At 71.3% G+C, this 18,438-nt stretch carries 15 protein-coding genes; 8 read left to right on the forward strand and 7 right to left on the reverse strand.

Annotated elements, in window-relative coordinates:
• Positions 1-13 precede the first annotated feature (13 nt).
• Both ACO0LU_RS03200 and ACO0LU_RS03205 read left to right on the forward strand, forming a co-directional pair.
• Positions 14-3,244 (forward strand): PD-(D/E)XK nuclease family protein, encoded by a 3,231-nt coding sequence (locus tag ACO0LU_RS03200; RefSeq protein WP_424789971.1) that lies wholly within the window; start codon positions 14-16, stop codon positions 3,242-3,244.
• Positions 3,241-6,447 carry a UvrD-helicase domain-containing protein gene (locus ACO0LU_RS03205; RefSeq protein ID WP_424789972.1) on the forward strand — a complete coding sequence of 1,069 codons (3,207 nt, stop codon included), beginning with the start codon at positions 3,241-3,243 and terminating at the stop codon, positions 6,445-6,447. The genes ACO0LU_RS03200 and ACO0LU_RS03205 overlap by 4 nt, the downstream gene beginning before the upstream one ends.
• 44 nt (positions 6,448-6,491) lie before the next feature.
• On the opposite strand, the gene ACO0LU_RS03210 is transcribed toward ACO0LU_RS03205, so the two are convergent.
• Complete coding sequence (locus ACO0LU_RS03210) at positions 6,492-7,862, reverse strand: phosphotransferase (RefSeq protein ID WP_424789973.1); 1,371 nt, start codon at positions 7,860-7,862, stop codon at positions 6,492-6,494.
• A 100-nt stretch (positions 7,863-7,962) separates the two neighbouring features.
• Between ACO0LU_RS03210 and nudC the strand changes: the two genes are divergently transcribed.
• A complete protein-coding gene (gene nudC, locus ACO0LU_RS03215; RefSeq protein ID WP_424789974.1) occupies positions 7,963-9,003 on the forward strand; it encodes an NAD(+) diphosphatase in 1,041 nt (346 codons plus the stop codon).
• A 125-nt stretch (positions 9,004-9,128) separates the two neighbouring features.
• On the forward strand, positions 9,129-9,701 hold the full coding sequence (locus ACO0LU_RS03220; RefSeq protein WP_424789975.1) for a GNAT family N-acetyltransferase: 573 nt from the start codon (positions 9,129-9,131) through the stop codon (positions 9,699-9,701).
• Between the two features lie 39 nt (positions 9,702-9,740).
• Here ACO0LU_RS03220 and ACO0LU_RS03225 read toward each other — a convergent pair whose 3' ends face one another.
• The 3 genes from ACO0LU_RS03225 to ACO0LU_RS03235 all read right to left on the reverse strand — a co-directional run bounded on the left by ACO0LU_RS03225 (position 9,741) and on the right by ACO0LU_RS03235 (position 11,331).
• Positions 9,741-9,962, reverse strand: a complete 222-nt coding sequence (locus ACO0LU_RS03225) for a mycoredoxin (protein ID WP_424790187.1) — start codon at positions 9,960-9,962, stop codon at positions 9,741-9,743.
• A gap of 369 nt (positions 9,963-10,331) precedes the next feature.
• Positions 10,332-10,778, reverse strand: a complete 447-nt coding sequence (locus ACO0LU_RS03230; RefSeq protein ID WP_424789976.1) for a DUF6069 family protein — start codon at positions 10,776-10,778, stop codon at positions 10,332-10,334.
• Between the two features lie 166 nt (positions 10,779-10,944).
• A complete protein-coding gene (locus ACO0LU_RS03235; RefSeq protein ID WP_424789977.1) occupies positions 10,945-11,331 on the reverse strand; it encodes a DoxX family protein in 387 nt (128 codons plus the stop codon).
• 236 nt (positions 11,332-11,567) lie between these two features.
• Here ACO0LU_RS03235 and ACO0LU_RS03240 point away from each other — a divergent pair, with 236 nt between their 5' ends.
• On the forward strand, positions 11,568-12,443 hold the full coding sequence (locus ACO0LU_RS03240; protein WP_424789978.1) for a sigma-70 family RNA polymerase sigma factor: 876 nt from the start codon (positions 11,568-11,570) through the stop codon (positions 12,441-12,443).
• On the opposite strand, the gene ACO0LU_RS03245 is transcribed toward ACO0LU_RS03240, so the two are convergent.
• From ACO0LU_RS03245 to ACO0LU_RS03255, 3 genes are all read right to left on the reverse strand, one after another.
• On the reverse strand, positions 12,444-13,466 hold the full coding sequence (locus ACO0LU_RS03245) for a hypothetical protein (RefSeq protein WP_424789979.1): 1,023 nt from the start codon (positions 13,464-13,466) through the stop codon (positions 12,444-12,446). It lies immediately after the preceding gene.
• 87 nt (positions 13,467-13,553) lie between these two features.
• A complete protein-coding gene (locus ACO0LU_RS03250) occupies positions 13,554-14,219 on the reverse strand; it encodes a response regulator (RefSeq protein WP_424789980.1) in 666 nt (221 codons plus the stop codon).
• Positions 14,216-15,436 carry a sensor histidine kinase gene (locus tag ACO0LU_RS03255; RefSeq protein ID WP_424789981.1) on the reverse strand — a complete coding sequence of 407 codons (1,221 nt, stop codon included), beginning with the start codon at positions 15,434-15,436 and terminating at the stop codon, positions 14,216-14,218. The genes ACO0LU_RS03250 and ACO0LU_RS03255 overlap by 4 nt, the downstream gene beginning before the upstream one ends.
• Before the next feature lie 144 nt (positions 15,437-15,580).
• Between ACO0LU_RS03255 and ACO0LU_RS03260 the strand changes: the two genes are divergently transcribed.
• The 3 genes from ACO0LU_RS03260 to ACO0LU_RS03270 all read left to right on the forward strand — a co-directional run bounded on the left by ACO0LU_RS03260 (position 15,581) and on the right by ACO0LU_RS03270 (position 18,435).
• A complete protein-coding gene (locus ACO0LU_RS03260) occupies positions 15,581-17,620 on the forward strand; it encodes an ATP-dependent DNA helicase UvrD2 (RefSeq protein ID WP_424789982.1) in 2,040 nt (679 codons plus the stop codon).
• A gap of 155 nt (positions 17,621-17,775) precedes the next feature.
• Positions 17,776-17,961 carry a hypothetical protein gene (locus tag ACO0LU_RS03265; protein WP_424789983.1) on the forward strand — a complete coding sequence of 62 codons (186 nt, stop codon included), beginning with the start codon at positions 17,776-17,778 and terminating at the stop codon, positions 17,959-17,961.
• Between the two features lie 117 nt (positions 17,962-18,078).
• Positions 18,079-18,435: a WhiB family transcriptional regulator gene (locus ACO0LU_RS03270; protein ID WP_424789984.1), complete on the forward strand. Its 357-nt coding sequence runs from the start codon at positions 18,079-18,081 to the stop codon at positions 18,433-18,435.
• Positions 18,436-18,438 lie beyond the last annotated feature (3 nt).

The following is an 18,438-nucleotide window of genomic DNA, read 5'->3' on the forward strand; positions in this document are numbered from 1 at the left end:
ATGGGATGGGGCCATGTCCTCCCCGGTGTTCACTCGTGCCGCCGTCGGCTCCGGCGTGCCGAGCCTGGACGTCTCCCAGCGCCGTGTCGCCCGGGCGGTGGCCGACGGCGGGCGGCACGTCGTGCACGGTGCGCCGGGTTCGGGCAAGACGCACCTGGCGGTGGCTCTGACGGTCACCGCGGCGTTGGCAGGGGAGCGACCCATCCTGCTGGTGCCCACCCGTACCGGCGCCGCGGACCTTCGCACCGAGGTCACCCGCCGGATCGGCCGCACGCTCGATCAGGCGGTGGTGCGCACCCCGGCGGCCCTGGCGTTCGCGATCCTGCGGCTGCGCGCCAGCCACCTGGGCGAGCCGGCGCCCACGCTGATCTCCGGACCGGAACAGGACCAGGTGCTCGCTGAACTGCTCGCCGGGCACGCCCAGGGGGAGGGCCGCCCGGCGACCTGGCCCGAGGGCGTGGGCCCGCAGACCTGGGGGCTGCAGGCCTTTCGTAACGAACTGCGCGACGTGCTGATGCGCGCCGCCGAGGCGGGCCTCAGTGGCGCCGAACTGAGTGAGCTGGGCCGCTCCCGCGACCGGCCGGAATGGGTGGGAGCCGGGCAGGTCCTCACCGAGTACACCCAGGTGATGGCCTTGGGTCAGATCACCCCGGACCGTGGCGCGCGGTATGACGCGGCCGGGATCGTCGACGAAGCCGTCAGCGCCCTGCTCACCTGGGATCGGGACCTGCCCGGGGTGGACCGGCCCAGGTGGTCCCTGGTGGTCCACGACGACTACCAGGACGCGACCCTGGCCACGGCCCGACTTCTGGGGGCACTGGGTGACGACGGCGCCGGCCTGGTCGTCCTCGGTGACGCCGATGCCGCGGTGCAGTCCTTCCGCGGCGGCGTGCCGGCGCTACTGTCCACCGCGGCCGCACCGCCGCCCCGACACGGCGGTGCGGACTCGGCCGCATTCGCCGCGGACGCGGCCTGGGGTGCGACCGAGCATGTGCTCGACCAGGTGTGGCGCCACGGTCGGTCGGTGCGGGACCCCGTGCGGCGACTCACCCGCGCGCTACCGGTACTAGCGGCCGGCGCCCGCCGGGAGGCTCCGGGGCAGGACGCTCGCGCAGACCACCAACCGCGCGGGTTGCGCACAGCCGTGTTGGGCAGTGCGGCGCAGGAGGTCGCGTTCGTGGCCCGCCAGTTGCGGATCGCGCGGCTGCATCACCGGGTGCCGTGGTCACAGATGGCGGTGGTGGCACGCTCCAGTGCCCAATTGGGGTCGATCCGGCGGGGTTTGCGTGCCGCAGGAGTGCCGCTGACGGTAGCTCCGGCGGACCTGCCGCTGCGTGAGGAACCCGCGGTCCGCCCGCTGTTGGCGGTACTCCGCACCGCACTGGCCGGGGAACTGGACCTGCCTACCGCCATCGACTTGCTGAGCAGCCCGATCGGGGGCCTGGACTCGGTGGCGCTGCGCGGGTTGCGGCGGTACCTGCGCGCCCGGGAACGCCAGGAGGGCGGAATCCGGAGTTCGGCCGAGGCGCTTCTGGATGTGCTGTCCGATCCCGACTCCGCGGGCGAACTGCCCGTCCGGTATCGTCGCGGTCCCGCCGGGGTGGCCCGGGTGCTGAGCGCTGCCCGGGATGCCGTGACCGATCCCGAGGCAACCGCGGAGACGGTGCTCTGGGCGGCATGGGAGGCCACCGGGCTGGCGGGCATCTGGCAGCAGCAGGCGCTGTCCGGCGGCGTCGGCGCGGACCGGGCCGACGCGGACCTGGACGCGGTGCTGGCACTGTTCCGAGCGGCTGAGCAGTTCATGGACCGCACCGCCTACTCCTCCCCGGGCGCGTTCGTGGAGCATCTGATGGCCCAGGACTTCCCTGCGGACACCCTCGCGGCCCGCGGCCACCAGGCCGAGGCGGTGGCTGTGCACACCGCCGCCGGGGCCGCCGGCGGGCAGTGGGAGGTGGTGGCGGTGGTCGGTGTGCAGGAGGACGTCTGGCCGGATCTGCGGATCCGCGACACCCTGCTCGGCTCGGCGGACTTGGCCGACCTGGCCGCCGCACGTGACGTGCGCGGGGAGGATGAGGCCACCCGGATGCGCCGGGCCCGCCGCGATGTCGCCGATGGCGAGTTGCGGGCGTTCATATCGGCCTGTTCGCGCGCCCGGCGGCTGTTGTACGTCACGGCGATTCTGGACGAGGACGAGCGGCCCTCGATGTTCCTGGACCTGCTCACACCGGGCACCGATCACGAGACGACGGCGGTGCCGCCCCCGCTGGACCTGCGCGGGTTGGTGGGGCAATTGCGGGCCGCGCTGCGCCCGGTGCTCGCCGGCACCTCAGGGGTCGGCTCCGAGAAGCCGGCCCCGACACCCGCCGAAGTCGCACAGGCCTCCGAGGCCGCGGCCGTACTGTCCTATCTGGCCGAGCGCGGTGTCGCCGAAGCCGACCCGAGCCGGTGGGGAGCCCTGTTCGCCCCCACCACCGAAGCCCCCCTGCTGGCGCAGGACCAGGTGCCCACCATCGGACCTTCGGCAGTGGAGCAGATCACCACCTGCCCGCTGCGGTGGGTACTGACCCGTAACGGCGGTGAACCTGGAGTCTCCGACGCTCAGCAACTCGGCAACCTCATCCACGAGATCGCGGCCGCCCACCCCGACGGCGATGAGGCGGGCATGCGGCAGATGCTGGAGCGTCGCTGGCCCGACCTCGGTCTGGCGGAGGGTTGGATGGCCACGGCGCAGCGTGCCCGTGCGGAGTCGATGATCACCCGGCTGTCCGAGTACATGGCCACCCGGCCCGGCCCGGTGGACGTCGAAGTGGCCTTCACCGCAGAACTCGATCAGGTACGGCTCCGCGGCCGGGTGGACCGGGTGGAGCATGTAGGCCAGGGCCAGGTCAGAATCGTGGACCTGAAGACCGGCACCACCGCGGAGTCGGTGGCGAAGGCCCGCACGAACCCCCAACTGGGCGCCTACCAGGTCGCCACCGAGGCGGGCGCGTTCGGCGATGTGGGCAGCGCGGGTGCAGCGCTGGTCTATCCCGGGACCAAGGCCAAGGCCGCCACCATCCGCTACCAGCCCCCACTGGCCGAGGCCGAGGACCCCCGGTGGGCGCATCACCTGCTGGCCGATGCGGGCAGGATCTTACGTTCGGGCACGTTCGAGGCCCGGCCGAACGAACACTGCCCGCGCTGCCCGGTGCGCTCCTCCTGCCCCGCCTTCCCCTCCGGCGCCCGGGTGGAGCCGGTCCGATGACGACGGTGCAGGTCGCCTCGGCCGGTGCGGTGGCGGTGACGCACAGTGCTGCCCGGATCGCCCAACTGCTCGGCCACCATCCGCCCACCGCCGAGCAGGCCCGCATCATCGAGGCACCCCTGAAACCCCTGCTGGTAGTCGCCGGAGCTGGCTCCGGCAAGACCGAGACCATGGCCGCCCGGGTGGTCTACCTGGTCGCCAACCGGCTGGTGCCACCGGGCTCGGTGCTCGGGCTGACGTTCACCCGCAAGGCCGCCGCGGAACTATCGCAGCGGATCCGCACCCGGCTGCACGAACTATCAGAAGCCGGTGTGGGCCCGGGCGTGAGCCTGGAGGATCAGCCACGGATTGCCACGTACAACTCCTACGCGGCCAGCCTGCTCACCGACCACGCCCTGCGCATGGGACTGGACCCCGACGCCCGGCTGATCAGCGACGCGGGGCGGTTCCAACTGGCCGAACAGATCGTGCGTACCTGGCCGCAGGACCTGGAGACCGGCTACGCGGGCAGCACGGTGGTGGACGCCGTCACCTCCCTGGCTGCCGAGCTGGCCGAGCATGGGTTGGAGCCGGGGGAGACGGCGAAGGAACTGCGGGCCCAGGCCCAGGACCTGCTCGCGGTCTCGGGCAAGATGGTGAGGGAGGTCAGCGACATCGCCGCATCGCTGGACCTGCGCGCCCGACTGATGGAACTCGTGGCCGAGTTCGGCGCACGCAAGGAGCGCGAGGGCGTCGTGGACTTCGGCGACCAGGTGCGGATGGCGGCGCGGATCGCACGGGCGGTCCCCAAGGTCGGGGCCCTGGAGCGCACCCGGTACCCCGTGGTGCTCCTGGATGAGTACCAGGACACCTCGGTGGCACAGGTGCAGTTGCTCACCGCCCTGTTCGGCGGCGGCCACCCGGTCACCGCGGTGGGGGATCCGAACCAGGCGATCTACGGGTGGCGCGGGGCAGCGGCCGGAACCCTGCTGTCCTTTCCCGAGCACTTCCGGGCCACCGACGGGCAACCGGCCTCGGTCACCCCGTTAAGTACCGCATGGCGCAACGACACCGCGATCCTGTCGGTGGCCAACCGTATCGCCGAACCACTGCGCAGCGGTGCCGCGGCCACCATGGTGCCGCCGTTGCGCCCCTCCCCGGCAGCAGGTCGCGGCACCGTGCTGGCCCACTGCGCCGAGACGGTGGAGGAGGAGGCCGCCCAGATCGCGCGGGTACTCACCCGGCACTGGTCCGATGACCCCGAGGCCCCGGCGACGGCGGCCGTGCTGTGCCGGAAGCGCTCCCAGTTCCCCCTGATCGAGGAGGCGCTGCTGGCCGCCGGGCTGCCCTGCCAGGTGGTGGGCCTGGGAGGGCTGCTGGCCACTGCGGAGGTAGCCGACATCCGTGCGGCCCTCACTGTGGCGCACGACCCGTCCCGCGGCGATGCGATGATGCGCCTGCTCACCGGCCCCAGTGTGCAGCTGGGTGCGGCGGACCTGGCCGTGCTGTGGGAGTGGGCCGCCGCCCAGACCCGGGGCCGGCCCGAGGAGTCCGGGCAGGCGGCGCAGCCGCAGGCCGATCAGGTTCTGGAAGCCGACGAGCGCTCGAGTCTGGTCGAGGCGGTCGACCGGTTGCCCCGGGGCACCTGGACCGATCGCCACGGCCGTACCCTCAGCGGGAAGGCTTCCGAGCGGCTGCGCCGGTTGTCCGGGCAGATCCGGCGGATCCGGGCGCTCGCGCACCTGGACATGGCCGAACTGGTCACCACCACCGAGCAGATCCTGGGCCTGGACATCGAGGTGATCGCGCACTTACCCGGTTCCGTCGCACACGCCCGGCGCAACCTCGATGCCTTCACCACGGCGGCGGCCTCCTTCACCGGGGGCACGGAGGAACCTGGCCTCGGCGCCTTCCTGTCCTACCTGGATGCGGTGGAGGAGGAGGAACGGGGATTGGACCTCATGGTCGCCGAACCCGATCCCACGGCCATCCAGATCATGACCGTGCACGCCTCCAAGGGCTTGGAGTGGGACACCGTGGTGGTGGCGGGCCTGAACACCGGTGACTTCCCCACGCTGGCCCCGAACAAGGACGGTCATTACCTGAACCCCGGGTGGCTGACCAACGTGCGCGCCCTGCCCTACGGCTTGCGCGGGGACCACGACTGGTTGCCGGACCTACCGATCCAGGGCGCCGGCACCATCGACGAGGTACGGCAGGCGCGCGCGCAGTTCTGCCACGAGGAGGGCGAGCGGCTGCTCGACGAGGAAAGGCGGCTGGCCTACGTCGCGATGACCCGGGCCAGACACGTGCTGATCCTGACCTCCTGCTTCTGGGGCACCCGCAAGAGGGTCTCGGTCCCCTCGCCGTTCCTGAAGCCATTGGTCCAGGACGGTCTTGCCGATCCCGGCCCGGACTGGCCCACGGCAAGCGCGCACCCAGAGAACCCGCGCACCGACGCCGACCAGGTCGCGACCTGGCCCCGACCCGCCCGCGCGGTGGCCACCGCGTGGGAACAGATCTGGGACGGCGCCGATCAGCGGGAGCAGTCCGTGCCCACCACCTCCCAGGCCGGCCGATGGTGGGCCGATGCCGAACTGCTGATCGCCGAGCGGGACGCCGTCGACCCGGCCCAGGTCACGATGCCCGAGCACCTGTCGGCCTCGGCGATGGTGGAACTGGCCCGGGACGCGCCGCAGTTCTGGCGCCACCGCCGCCGCCCGGTGCCGCGCCGCCCCAGCGGGTCCGCCCGGCGCGGCACCCAGTTCCACGCCTGGGTGGAGCAGTACTTCGGGGCCCGCACACTGCTGGACTGGGAGTTGCTGCCAGGGGCGGAGGAGGAAGGGCCCGATCAGGAACTGGCAGCCCTGCGGCAGGCGTTCCTGGACTCCGACTGGTCCACCCGGACACCGGTGGCGGTAGAGGTCGACATCGAGATCTTGATCCGGAACGTGGCGGTGCGCTGCCGCATCGACGCCGTCTTCCCCACCACCGATGGGGTGCACGTGGTGGACTGGAAGACGGGCGCCCCACCGCACGATGACGCCGCGCGCCACGCCACCCAGGTGCAGTTGGGCCTGTACCGCCTCGCGTGGGCGCGTCTGCACCAGGTTCCGATCGAGACCGTGCAGGCATCGCTGCACTACGTCGCCCAGAACCGTACCGTCGACGCCGCCGAACTCACCGAGGCCGAACTGGAGGATCTGCTCCAGCCCCCCACCTGATGGGCGCGGCAGGGTAGTGCTCAGCCCGAGGCAGCACAGGGTCCTCAGCGCGAGGGGAACCGGCCCGTGGGGGCATCGTCCCCCCCGCGGTCGGGATCGGTGCGGTCGTAGTCCGGCTCGATCGGGTCCGGCGCGGTGACGTCGGCGGTCTCCGGCGCTTCTGCGAGGACCCCGGTGCCGTAACCGCGACTGCTGCGGTGGTGACCGCCGTCGTCGTTCCTGACCGGGATGCCACCCTCGATCGTCGGCTCGTCGATCCCGGCAGTCCCGTAGTCCATGTCCTCCGCGTGCGCATGGGCGGCGAACCGCGGATCGTCGGCACCGGCTTCTGCACCGGCACCCGCGCTCTCCGCGGCGTCGGGGGTGTCATCGAGTTCGCCGCCCGTACTGTCCGTGCCGCCCTCGAGGTCATCCCCGGCACCGGCGCCGTCGGTGCGCAGCGGCACCGGTCCGGTCACCCAGTCGGTGCTGGCCACCGGCACCTGACCGATCGGGTCGGCGTGGGCGACCGCACGGTCCAGATCGGTGAGCATGTCGATGGCGTCGTCGATGACGGAGTTGTCGCGGGTGCGCACCCCGTGCATCAGCCAACGGGGCAACGCCAGTTCGCTGGCCAGCAGCGTGCGCGCCGCCAGGAACTCATCGGTCCGGTCCCCGCGTGCCTGGGTGTAGGCGGCCAGGATCGCATCGCCGGTCTCCGGCGCCGCAGCCGCGATCAACCAGGCCAGGTCGTCGGCCGGATCGGCGACCCGGGCGTCGGCCCAGTCCAGGATCACCGTCACCTCGTCATCGTCTACCAGGATGTGCTCTCCGGCGAGGTCCCCGTGCACCGGGGTGGCGATGAACTTCCACAACCGGACATCCTCCAGCGCCCGCTCCCACCGGCGCAGCAGATCGGTCGGGACGTGCCCGGTGCGCGCGGCCTCATCGAGTTCGGCCAGCCTGCGCCTGCGGTAGGACTCGGCGTCATAGACCGGCAGACCGGCGTCGGCCACCACAACTGTGTCCAGGTCGTGGATCCGGGCCAGGGTCTGCCCCAGCCGCCGCGCCAGGGCCGCCGAGACCGCCTGCACCTGCAACGGGCGACCGCGCAGTTCCCGGTAGACCATCGCACGGCCCCCCTCGGGCAGGGCCGCGAACCCTGCGGGGCGGGGCACCTCGAAGGGCAGCAACTCGTTGTCCACTGCCTCGGCCAGCACGGCCAGGAGGTCGACCTCGCCCTCCAGCGCGGCACCGGCGACCGTGCTCCGGGGCGCGCGCACCGTCCAGCGCCGGCCCTGGGCGTCCATCAGGGAGGCGACGTCGAAGCCGGCCCCGGTGTGGTGCGGGGGCCGGGCGGCCACCACGTCCAGGCCGGGGATGGCTACGGTGGCCAGGGCCGCCAACGCGAGCGGCGAACGGGGACTGGTCGACACCCTCCCCACGGTATGCCCACCGGCGGGCGCCGGCCCTGTGAGGCGCCCGGTGTGTCCCGCTATGGCGGCGCGAGCCGGCGGGGCCGTCTACCGTGGAGGGGTGCGCTCAGACGACTTGCCCCTGTCTCGCTCCGGAGTGGACCGCGACGGCCTCGGCCGCGTTCGGGAGGGGTTGATCGCCCGCCTGTTGGACCTGCCCTCCACCCGGGTCCTGCACCTCATCGGTGGCGATGTGCTCACCGGATCCGATGACGCGCTGATGTTGACCGCCCCGCTCGGCACCGGTGGCGCTGACGCACCTGATGCACCTGATTGTGCTGGCGGCCCGGACGGTGCCGGGGGTCCCGCCACCCCGGAAGGTGCGACCCCGGTACCCACCGCCGGGGTCGGCACCGAGGATGTGCTCCTCTACCTGGGGCGCGATACCGAGCACGCCTACCTGGCCCAGGTCCACCCCGAAGCCACCGGCGTGAGCGACTGGGCTGAGGAGATCTCCCGCCGCACCGATGATCCGCAGGGCGCACCGGGCGCCCGCCGCTCGCACCTGCGGGAGGTGGGTTGGCAACTTCCCGCTCGCGAAGCCGGACTCGCCACCGAGGCGGTGGCGCTGGCGAACTGGCACAGCACCCACCGGTACTGCCCTCGTTGTGGCGGGCCCACCGAGGTGGGCGAGGCCGGGTGGGTTCGCCGGTGCAGCGTGGACGGATCCCAGCACTTCCCCCGCACCGACCCGGCGGTGATCATGGCGATCACCGATGACGAGGACCGGTTACTCCTGGCCCACGGTGCCGCGTGGCCGCCCACACGGTTTTCAGTACCGGCCGGGTTCGTCGAGCCGGGGGAGTCCCTGGAAGCCGCCGTGCGCCGTGAGGTCGGTGAGGAGACCGGTGTGCTGGTCGGGGAGGTGACCTATCAGGCTTCGCAACCGTGGCCCTTCCCGGCGTCCCTGATGGTGGGCATGAGCGGGCGGGCGCGGACCACCGAGGTCACGCCCGACGGCGTGGAGGTCACCGAGGCCATGTTCCTCACCCGAGCCGAACTCGCCCGGGCGGTGACCGATGGCGACGTGGTGCTGCCGCGGGCCACCTCCATCGCCCACCACCTCATCGCCCAGTGGTACGGCGGGCCGCTGCCGACGTAGGCGGCTCTGGGCCTCCCTGCGGATCCGGGGCCGCATACACGCATCGCTCGGAGCTCGGTGCGAGAGGGTTCGCGTGCTCGGGTTCGGCCTGGCTGTCGGTGGGCCCTGGGCGATAGAATCCGGCAATGGCGATCGAGGTGCGAGCCGCCACCCGTTTCGAGGACGTGGCCACCATGGTGGGCCCCAAACGTCCCGACGCCGAGGTGTGCTGGTGCCTGAGTCATCGCAGACTCACCACCGAAGAGCGGGCGCTACGGGGCCAGGACCGCGTCGACCTGGTCCGAGACCTCCTCACCCAGGATCCGCCGCCCGGGGTTCTCGCCTACGACGGCGCGGAGGTTGTGGGCTGGGCCGCAGTGGCTCCGCGCCGGAAGACCAGTTTCGCCCGCAGCCGCAAGATCCCGCACCTCGATGCGGTGGATGTGTGGTCCCTGTGGTGCCTGCGGGTGCGTCCCGGTCACCGTAAGCAGGGGATCGTCCACCACCTGATCGCCGGCGCGGTGGACTTCGCCCGCGCGAACGACGCCCCGGTGATCGAGGCCTATCCGCTGGACAACAAGGGCGCCAAGGTCGACCAGACCATGGCCTACGCGGGCACCCGGGCTGCGTTCGAGGCCGCCGGGTTCACCAAAGCCGCTGGCACCGATTCGGTGCTGAGTGGCTTCCCGCGCGTGCTGATGCGATTGGACCTACGGTGACAACGCCCGGCGCCGGCGCCGGCGCCGGTTGTGCCGGGCTCAGGCGATCCGTTCCTTGACCTCGGCCAGGGAGGGGTTGGTGGCCGTGGATCCGTCCGGGAACAGCAACGTGGGTACGGTCTGGTTGCCCTCGTTGGCCTTCATCACGAACGCGGCCGCGTCCTCGTCGTTCTCGATGTTGACCTCGGTGTAGGGGATCCCCTCGGAGTCCATCTGCGACTTCAGTCGCCTGCAGTAGCCGCACCAGGTGGTGCTGAACATGGTGGTGCTGCCTGCTTGGGGTGGGGTGGTGCTGCTCACGAAGTACTCCCGTCGACAAACCGGTGACTGAACTGGATTTGATGCTACCCCGCACCCACTCGGTGCCCCGGTGGGGTAGCACACACCGTGAACTGGGCGTCCCGCATGCCTCAGATGTAGCCGACGTAGGCCCGGTGGTCGCCAACCTGTAGCCACTCCGGCACGTCATGGACGCTGAATTGCTGGATCGTGCGTGCCTCGAAACTCATCTGCGGGTCTCCAGCGACTCCAGTGCGGGCGCGAAGGGAGTCGGCGGGTTCCGCCACAACTCAGCGTTCTCGCTCGCGGGCCCCGCGCCGCCTGGACCAAGTCCGTCCGGCCCCGTGCCGCTCACGTCTTCGCATTCGGTCGGACCGTTGTTCCGATCAGCACGTACGCGAGTCCACCGATCGTGTGCATGCCCGCGAGTAGCAGACCGGTGGTGAGGTCGTGAGCGCCGGTGAGGACGAACGGGATGGTGATGATCACGACGACGGCACCGGCGATGATCGCGATGGTTGTCCAGCGACGGGAGCGCCGTGCGAGCAGGACCAGCACGAGCGCCCCGAGCGCGAGCGGTATGGCTGTCTTCCACGCCACGTCGCCGGGGATGATCAGGTGGTTGGCCTCACCAGCACCGGGATCGATTCGTAGCGCCGCGTCGGTGGCCCGTCCGATGGCATACAGGCCCAGGTTCACCGCGGTGGCAACGAGGATGCAGGCGATGGTCACGAGTGCGGGTCGCCTGGAGCCGCGGTGGGGCTCGGTGGACGTGGACGTGGGAATGGCACTGGACATTGGTCTTCTTTCGAGTTCGTATGGACGGCGGCACGTCTGCGACAAGACGCAGGGGTTTGGATGTGATGTCAATCCTGCGGCGACCCTTGAGCGTGCGGCATCGCAGGACCCGGGGCACGTTCCGGTCGGGTGGTGGCGTGGGATCGGAGCAAACGCCTCGCACGGTTCACGAGCCGAAGGGCACGAGGCTGAAGCGCCCCCACGCCACGAAGGCGAAGAGGGCCATGAACACGAGGTCGACGATCAGGAACTTCCATTCGTTACGGCGGAACCGGGTCGTGGCTGCGCCGGCCATCACCAGCATCAGTCCGCACGCGGCCACCGGGACCAGCACCGGCGCCACGTTCACCGCGGCCGGAAGGACGAGGCCCACAGCGCCCACGATCTTGATAGTGCCGATGGCCTTGATGTGTCCGGAGGTGAAGTCGTCGACCCAGTGCTGGCTCTCCCCGTAGGAGCGGTACCTCTCCTTCGACATCAGCACTTGGCTGGCGCCTCCGGTCAGGTAGGCGGCCGCCAGGAGCCCGCCCACGATCCACAGAGCAATGTGCATATCTCCTCCTCGGTGTTACCTGCCCGCCTCGCGGGCTCGACCTACCCATGACGGATTGCGGCCGCGGAAGGTAACTGGCACGACTCCAGACGCCGGCTCGAGTAGTCCGAGGTCGCGGCCGCGGCTTGCGGCACGTACCGGGATGGAGCGGTGTCCATATATCCTCCGTCGTGTTACCTCAGCCCCTGCGGGCTCGTCATACCCATGACGGATCTCGACCACGGAAGGTAACTCCGATGAGCCCAGACGCTGCCTGGACCGAGGCGTTCGAGCGCGAACGCGAGCGCCTCATCGCGATGGCTCACCGGATGCTCGGCTCCCGGGCAGACGCCGAAGACGCCGTGCAGGAGGCCTGGCTGCGCCTGGCGCGCCAGGAGGCCGGGGCCATCGAGAACCTCGCCGGGTGGTTGACCACGGTTGTGAGCCGGGTCTGTCTGGACGTGTTGCGCTCGCGCCAGGCCAGGCCGGAGACGTCCTACGACGCCCGACTCCCGGACTTCGTCGTCACCGACGATGACGACGAGGCCCCCGAGGACAGCGCTGTGCTGGCGGATTCGGTCGGCTTGGCGTTGCTCGTGGTCCTCGAGACTCTGCGGCCCGACGAACGACTGGCCTTCGTGCTGCACGACGTCTTCGACGTACCGTTCGCCGAGATCGGCGAGATCCTCGGCAAGTCCACCGACGCGGCCAAGATGCTCGCCAGCCGTGCGCGCCGGAAGGTCCGGGGCGCACCTCGGACCACGACGAAGCGTCAGGAGCAGCGGGAGGTGGTCGACGCCTTCGTCGCCGCAGCACGAGAGGGGGACTTCGAGGGGCTTCTGAAGGTCCTCGACCCCGACGTGACCTGGCGCTCGTACACGCCGCGCGGCACGATCGTGCACCTCGGCGTCACCGAGGTCATGGCTGCGGCCGGGCGTGGCCGGCGCGCAGCGGTCGTTCCGCGTCGAGTCCTGGTCAACGGGGAGCCGGGCGTCCTCTTCTGGGGTCGCGGTGGCAAGCCGCTCAGCGTGATGTCCTGCACCGTGGCCGACGGGCGGATCGTGGACGTCGTGGCGCTGGTCGATCCGGTCCGCCTGGCAGCGATGGACCTGCCGGCACCGCCGCAGGCGTAGTCAGACACCGCCCCTGGTGGGCACCTCAGCGGCATCCTTACCGCGGCGGCGCAGGGCATAGCCGAGGGTGGCTACCCCGAGCGCCACACTCCACAGCGGCCACAGGAACATGGGGCCGAAGGCCGCCCAGCCGTCGATGAAGTCGATCGCGGCCCCGCCGCCGAACTGGCGGATCATCGAGATGCCGGCCGGCAGGATGATCAGCGCGACGAGGCTCGCGGGCACGACGGCCAGGGCCACCGGGACCGGCCGCCCGGCCAGACCCGGCACCCAACGGGGGACGACCTCACCCCAGCGTTGTACCAGGCCCAGCGTGAGCACCGCACCGAGCGCGGCGAACACGCCGAGCCAGACACCGGACCACAGGTGGCCGGTGGCCCGCGCCGCCTCCCATTGCGCACGGTCGAAGCCGAGCGGGTAGACGATCCAGGCGAAGCGGGTGGCCGCGTAGACGAGCGGCGGGATGACCGCGACGACGGTAGCTGCCCGCCCCCACCTCGACGCGGCCTCGGGACGCGTCCAGCCCGGGAGGGCACGGGGCCGGCTGTGCAGGTACTGCCTCGCGGCAGCGCCCCACAGGAACACCCCGACCAGGATCATCAACTGGAGTAACAGGCTGTGGTTGAGCACGTTCAGCAGGTCCGCCCGCCAGCCCTCGTCGAACACGGCCATGACCAGGGCGAACGGGAGGTAGCCGGCCAGGGCGAGGAGGTCGGCGCTCATCGTGAGTACGACCAGCACCGCCGTCGAGACGGCTCCTACCATCAGCACGGCCGGCACGGCGGCGGCCCGTGGCGCGGCGGACCGCGCAGCGGCTGCCGCCGTCGCGGTGGTCCCGGCGAGCACCAGGGCCACGGCGGCGACGACGACGAGCAGCACCGACCGGGGCAGCAGCCCGGCGAGGGCGTACTCGGGGACGGGGTGGTGGTCTCCGATGGCGAGTTCGGCGCCGGTGACGACGGCGACCATGGCGCCGAGGGCGAGCAGAAGCCAGTACAGGGCGGTGGCAGTGATGGTGCGCATGCGCCAACGATCGCTCCGATGACTGCTCGTCCGGATCCCCCGTCGGAGTGGACGTGGCCGGACCGCTTCCCTCGCAGGAGGGATCGTTCAGCCGCCCGGCCGGACGAAACCGGACTCGTAGGCGAGGACCACGGCCTGGGTGCGGTCGCGAACCCGGAGCTTGGCGAGCAGGTTGCCGACGTGCGTCTTGACCGTCTCCACCCCGAGGAACAGTTCGGCGCCGATCTCGGCGTTGGACCGGCCCGCCGCCATCAGCCGGAGCACGTCGGACTCCCGTGCGGTGAGCCCGGCCCGCGCCAACCGGTCGCCACCCGAGGCCGGGGACGTGGTGGCGACGAGGCGGCGCAAGGCGTCGGGGAACAGCAGTGCGTCGCCCCGGGCGACGACCCGGATCGCCTCCAGGACCTGGTCGGGGTGCGCCCGTTTGAGGATGAAGCCCGCGGCGCCGGCGCGCAGGGCCTCAAGCACGTAGTCGTCGTTCTCGAAGGTGGTGACCACCAGGACACGAGGCTGGCGGGCGCCCGTCCGGTGGCCGTGCGCCCGCAGCGCACGTGTGGCCGAGATCCCGTCGAGCCCGGGCATCCGCACGTCCATGAGGACGACATCGGGGCCCGACCCGGCGACGGCGGCAGGCACGTCGGCACCGTCGGCGACCTCGCCGACGACCTCGAGGTCCGGTTCGCCGTCGATGATCACCCGCAGTCCGCTGCGGACGAGTGCCTCGTCGTCGACGAGCAGCACTCGCACGGTCATGGCACCTCCCGGGGGAGCGCGGCGTCGACGTGCCACTCGCGGTCCCGGCGGCCCGAACTCAGCACGCCACCCAGGGCTTCGGCGCGCTCCTGCATGCCCATCAGGCCCCGGCCCGATCCCCGGGTGAGGTCGCGCAGCCCGTTGCGGATGGTGAGGATGAGGTGGCGCTCGGCGAGTTTGACGTGCACCTCAATGGTTCCGTCCCCGTGTCGCAGCGCGTTGGTGAGCGCCTCGCGCACAATCGCGTAGGCCTCGCGCGAGACAGTGCGAGAGACCGCACCGTCGGCCTCCGGCGGAAGGACGAGCGCGACGCGCGCCCCGGTCGCGCGTGCCTCCTCGGCCAGGGCGGGGACCTGGGAAAGCCCGCGGTCGTGAGCGGCGGCCCCGTCGGCCGACGGCGGTGCACCCGTTCTCAACACACCGAGGACCCGGTCGAGCTCGGCAACGGCCTCGCGGCCCGTCGCACCGATGGCCCCGAGCGCCGAGCGGACGAACTCCGGGTCGCGGCCGAGGGCACGCTCGGCCGCGGCCGCCTGCAACGTCGTCACGGTCAACGCGTGGCCGACGCTGTCGTGCAGGTCGCGGGCCAGAGCGTTGCGGGCGGCGAGCTCGCGCTTGTCGGCCTCGAGGCGGGCGATCCGGTCCTGGGGCGATGGACCGAGCAGCACCGGCGCGGACGTGCGCAGCAGCGCCCGCAGGGTCCAGATGAGGTAGGGCGGCACGAGGATGAACACGACCGCCAGGATGACGGCGAGTAACGCGGGGAGGTCGGCGAGCGGCCCGAGCGCACCCTGCAGTGTGCTCGAGCCGAGGTGCCAGGCGATCAGACTCACGGCGAACGGGATCGCGGTGAGCAGCGACAGTGCTGCGAGGGTTCCGGTGGCGAGGTGCAGCAGGAACCACACGAACCCGCGCGCCACCGCGCCTCGCCCCCGGCCGGGGGCGACGGCGAGGTCGACGTCGAGTAGCGTGCGCGCGGCGTTCACCTGGAGCACGCGTACGGGATGGAGGAACGGGGGGACCAGCACGATCACCGCCGTGACCGTGGCGAGTGTGACGATGACCGCACGACCCAGCGTTGGGTCGCGGAACATCTGCACGAACCCGGCCGCCAGGAGACCGTACGCGGCCGCGACCAGGCCCCCGATGACGAGGTAGACCCCGCAGCGCAGCGTCGCGCCACTGGTCAGCGGGGTCAGAGCCCGGGGCACGGCCATGGGAGGCAGTCTGCCGCACGTGGTCGGCGCGGCGCGAGGGTCGAAGTCGCCGTCCCACGCGGGTGTGGCAAGAGGCCGCCGCCGGAGACCCGCGTCGGCGGATACGGGTCCCCGTGTCGGTTGCGCCTGGGACAATCGAAGACGATGAGCACCCGTACCGACGTCGAGGCCTTGCTCGACGCCCTCGACCCCGATCAGCGCGCCGTTGCCGAGCAACTGACCGGCCCGGTGTGCGTGCTTGCCGGCGCCGGCACCGGCAAGACCCGCGCGGTGACCTACCGGATCGCACACGGCGTGCTCACCAGCACCTACAACCCGACCGCGGTACTGGCGGTGACCTTCACCGCCCGGGCGGCGGGTGAGATGCGCTCGCGGTTGCGTGACCTGGGCGTGGGCGGCGTGCAGGCCCGCACCTTCCACGCCGCGGCGCTGCGGCAACTGTCCTACTTCTGGCCCCGGGTGATCGGTGGGTCGGTGCCCAGGATCGCCGAGCACAAGGCCTCCATGATCGGGGAGGCAGCCGGCCGGCTCGGCCTGGAGGTGGACCGGCTCATGATCCGGGACCTGGCCGGGGAGGTGGAGTGGGCCAAGGTCACCATGATCACGGCGGAGAACTACGCCCGTGTCGCCGCCGCCCAGGGTCGCCAGGACATCGCCGGTCAGGAACCCACCACGATCGCCCGGCTGCTCAGCGTGTACGAGCAGGTCAAGACCGAACGCGGGGTGATCGACTTCGAGGACGTGCTGCTGCTGACCGTGGGCATCCTGGCCGAGCAGCCCGAGATCGCCGCCACCGTGCGCCGGCAGTACCGGCACTTCGTGGTCGATGAGTACCAGGACGTCTCCCCGCTGCAGCAGCGGCTGCTGGAACTGTGGCTCGGTGATCGCGCCGAACTGTGCGTGGTGGGTGATGTCTCCCAGACCATCTACTCCTTCACGGGCGCGACCCCCGCCTACCTGACCGACTTCTCCCGGCGTTACCCCAAGGCCAGGGTGATCACCCTGGCCCGCGACTACAGGTCCACCCCGCAGGTGGTGTCCCTGGCCAACAACGTGCTGGCCCGGGCCGGAAAGGCTCGTTCCAGCGCGGCGGTGGAGCTCATCGCCCAACGGCCCAGCGGGCCGGCCGTGCGGTTCGAGACCTACCCCGACGACGACGCCGAGGCCGCTGGGGTGGCAGCCCGGATCGCCGAACTCATCCGCACCGGCGTCAAGGCGAGTCAGATCGCGGTGCTGTACCGCACGAACGCCCAGGCACCGGCCTACGAGCAGGCGCTGAGCCAGGCCGGGATCGGGTATCTGGTCCAGGGCGGGGAACGGTTCTTCTCCCGCACCGAGGTCCGCGAGGCGATCGTGCTGCTGCGCGGGGCGGCCCGGGCACCCGGGGAAGCCACGATGCCCGAGACGGTGCGTGATGTGCTGGCCAGCGCCGGCTGGACCCCGGAGCCGCCGGCCGCCCGGGGCGCGGTGCGGGAGAAATGGGAGTCGCTCAACTCCCTGGTCGCACTCGCCGACGAACTGGCTCGCACCCGGCAGGCGGACATGGTCGAGTATGTGGCCGAACTGGCCGAGCGTGCCAGCGCGCAACACGCCCCCACCGTGGAGGGGGTCACCCTGGCCTCCCTGCATGCCGCGAAGGGCCTGGAGTGGGACGCGGTGTTCCTAGTCGGTATGTGCGAGGGCCTGATGCCGATCTCACTGGCCGCGGGCATCGACGCGATCAATGAGGAACGCCGTCTGCTCTACGTGGGCATCACCCGTGCCCGGGAGCACCTGCAGTTGTCCTATGCCCTGGCGCGCAACGCCGGGGGCCGGTCGAGCCGCAAGGCCTCCCGGTTCCTGGACGGCATCTGGCCGGCGGCTGAACCGGCGCAGCGCGCCCGCGGCAAGCACACCCTATCCAGGGCGGGACGACGGCGTCAGGTCGCCGAGCAGGTTTCGGCCGCCGAGGCGGATCCGGAGGTCTTCGAACGCCTGCGCACGTGGCGGGCCGAGGTCGCCACCGAGACCGACAAACCCGCCTTCACCATCCTGCACGACGCGGCCCTGCTGGCGATCGCCGCCGCATGCCCCAAGGATCTGCGGCAACTGGCCATTCTGCGCGGGATCGGCCCCACCAAGATCGAGGCCTACGGGGCCACCATCCTGGCCCTGGTCCGTGGTGATCGACCTGCCCGGTCCTGACAGCCGGCAGCAGGCGGAGATGACAACTGTCAGGAAGTTCGGAAAAAGACTGGGCAAGCATCCCGGCCACCTCTACTCTGTAACACGTTCCTGATTCGCCGAACCGCGCCTAGCCAGCACACCCGGTTCCTGAGCACCGAGGAGGTGAGCACCCAATGAAGACCATGACCACGGCGACCGGCATCTGCCAGACCGTGCACGTTGCACCGGTAAGCGCATTCGTGCGCCTCCGTGCCGACCTTGCCCCGGGTGCCACGTCCGGCTACGCCGGCTCCGGCTTTGCCACTCCCGGCACCACGGATACCGCCCCCAACTTCACCGGCCTCGCGGCCATCGGGTAACTCTCCGAGCAGAGCGCTCTCTCGCCGCGAAGCCTCGATGGGTTCGCGGCCCGTTGTCAGTCGTGACAAGTGCGGTTGCCGACCCGGCTGACCATCACCATCGCTCAGGAGCATCTCGTGCAGTACACATCGATTCTCGACCACCCGTCGGGATCGTCCACCAACTGGCCTCTCGACAGCCTGCCGTTGCCCACCGAGGCTGACCTGACCCTGCCCTGCCAGGACCTGGACACCGCGGACCTGTGGTTCGCCGAGGGCACGGCGCAGGTCGAGAAGGCCAAGGCCATGTGCCAGACCTGCCCGATCAAGGCCGAGTGCCTGGCGGGGGCGGTGTCCCGCCGGGAGCCGTGGGGCGTCTGGGGCGGAGAGGTCTTCGTCGACGGCGTCATCGTGGCCCGCAAGCGCGGCCGCGGCCGTCCTCGCAAGGCCGACCGGACCGCTCCCGCCCGACACCGGTCCACGCCCGCGGCGTGAGGT

The sequence above is a fragment of the Pseudactinotalea sp. Z1748 genome, assembly GCF_049725185.1.
Taxonomy (GTDB): Bacteria; Actinomycetota; Actinomycetes; order Actinomycetales; family Beutenbergiaceae; genus CALKWS01.